Raw genomic sequence first — 2,150 nt, 5'->3', positions numbered from 1 at the left:
CCAAAAATTGCCCCGACGAATCGAGCGAAAGCGAGATTCAATAGAGTTTGAGCGAAGCGAAAACCAAGGGCAATTTTTTACTCCCTGGGCTTTTAATTATTTTTAAGCTTTTAAATGCTTTTAATTAAGCTGTAATCCTTTATTCATAATGGTTCTAGAGATATTAAAACGAGGTTTACCTTGCATTAAAACGAGGTTTACCTTGCATTAAAACGAGGTTTACCTTGCATTAAAACGAGGTTTACCTTGCATTAAGCGAGATAATTATATAACCTCGTCTTATTGAATTAAAAATATAATCTTTTCATATGAAAACAGAACTAGTTGTTAAAGATAACGCCTTAATCAATGCCAGTTATAACCTCGATCTAGTTGAACAGAGGTTAATTCTCCTAGCTATTGTTGAAGCAAGGGAATCGGGTAAAGGGATAAATGCTAATGATCCACTAACAGTTCATGCTGAAAGTTATATTAATCAGTTTGGTGTACATCGAAATACGGCTTATCAGGCGTTAAAAGATGCTTGCGATGACTTGTTTGCAAGACAATTCAGTTATCAGAGTCTTAGTGAAAAAGGTAACACTATTAATCACAAATCAAGATGGGTGAGCGAGGTGGCTTATATTGATAATGAAGCTGTCGTTAGACTTATTTTTGCCCCTGCTATTGTGCCTTTAATTACTAGGTTAGAAGAACAATTTACAAAGTATGAAATACAACAAATAAGTAATTTAACAAGTGCTTATGCTGTTCGTTTATATGAAATATTGATTGCATGGCGTAGTACTGGAAAAACGCCTCTCATAACTATGTATGATTTTAGACAAAAAATAGGTGTACTCGAGACTGAATACAAACGAATGTATGATTTTAAAAAATATGTTTTAGACATTGCATTAAAACAAGTAAATGAACATACCGATATTATTGTCAAAGTTGAACAGCATAAAACAGGTAGATCTATTACTGGTTTTTCATTTAGCTTTAAACAGAAAAAATCAGCCACGCATTCAGTCGAATCTAAAAGAGATCCGAATACATTAGACCTCTTTTCAAAAATAACAGATAAACAACGCCATCTATTCGCCAACAAGCTCTCAGAGCTTCCTGAGATGAGTAAATATTCACAAGGCACAGAAAGCTATCAGCAGTTTGCTGTACGTATAGCTGCCATGCTGCAAGATGCAGAGAAATTTAAGGAATTACTTCCTTTACTCAGAAAATTAGGATTTCAATGACATTGTTAATTGAAATTGTTAAGTTAACAGTCAGGTATTAACACAAGTTGAAAACTGGTTTACATAATGAAAAAACTGTCAGTTTCAGAGTTAGCTAAGCTTTATGGATATTCAAGACAAGCCATATATGCACATATAAACAAAGGAAATTTATCTAAAGGATCTGATGGATTAATTGACTTTTCAGAGGCCCTAAGAGTTTTTGGGGAACCACAAAAAAAAGAGGATACAGTCAATCAAAGTCAATCAATTAACAGTCAAAACTTGACAGAAGTTGACTTACTAAAACGTCAAGTTGACATACTGGAAAAACAATTAAATCAGGCAATACAGAGAGAAAATCAATCTTTAGAACGTGAATCGTTTTATCAAGAACAGATTGAAGCTATGCAGCGCTTACTAGAAGCACCAAAAGCCAATATGACTACCTTTACCGATCAGAGCTTTAAACAGGATATAGCAACGGATCCTCGGTCGGAACTAGCAACGAACTATGACGAATTGACTACTCCTCAGCAAGACAATAAGCGTATTCCTATCCCGGAGCATGTTGAACCAGAACAGAAGAAGAGAGGCTTCCTAAGCCGCTTTTTCCTTCCATATGGTTAGCCAAGACTCCAGTTTTTTGAAGAGCCAATTTCAGTGCAAGCACTTGAAATAATGACTCCTCAAAAAACCGGATGATGTTTATTAAAACTGAATAAAACCGTGGAACATCGCTCAATTAGTGATCGTGGAACATGAATAATCAATAAAAAGCCGTTCTGGTGCCCTATACTCCAGAACGGCTTACGTTAATATAATGATATTTAAAGAGAAATATCAAGCATTTCGTATAAGGTGTATTATGTTAATTTTAGAAAATCTTCACTACTATTATTTTAAAATAAGCCTTATATCCAAGCATAAAAC

At 34.6% G+C, this 2,150-nt stretch carries 2 protein-coding genes; both read left to right on the top strand.

Annotated features, from left to right (window positions below; translation table 11 throughout):
* The first annotated feature begins 308 nt into the window (after positions 1–308).
* On the top strand, positions 309–1,238 hold the full coding sequence (gene repM, locus GVV58_RS15145; RefSeq protein ID WP_068553070.1) for a replication initiation protein RepM: 930 nt from the start codon (positions 309–311) through the stop codon (positions 1,236–1,238).
* A 66-nt stretch (positions 1,239–1,304) separates the two neighbouring features.
* On the top strand, positions 1,305–1,847 hold the full coding sequence (locus GVV58_RS15140) for a plasmid replication DNA-binding protein (protein WP_004896925.1): 543 nt from the start codon (positions 1,305–1,307) through the stop codon (positions 1,845–1,847).
* The last annotated feature ends 303 nt before the right edge of the window (positions 1,848–2,150 follow it).

Origin of the sequence: Acinetobacter sp. 18QD2AZ41W, from assembly GCF_009829025.1 — a bacterium.
In the GTDB taxonomy this organism is placed as follows: domain Bacteria; phylum Pseudomonadota; class Gammaproteobacteria; order Pseudomonadales; family Moraxellaceae; genus Acinetobacter; species Acinetobacter pseudolwoffii.
Note: the sequence above shows the minus strand (reverse complement) of the source record. Positions and strands in the feature narration are given on the sequence as shown.

What these genes read in the sequence shown, in the direction of transcription:
- repM (WP_068553070.1), top strand. Translation starts at nt 309, where the DNA reads ATGAAAACAGAACTAGTTGTTAAAGATAACGCCTTAATCAATGCCAGT.
- GVV58_RS15140 (WP_004896925.1), top strand. Translation starts at nt 1,305, where the DNA reads ATGAAAAAACTGTCAGTTTCAGAGTTAGCTAAGCTTTATGGATATTCA.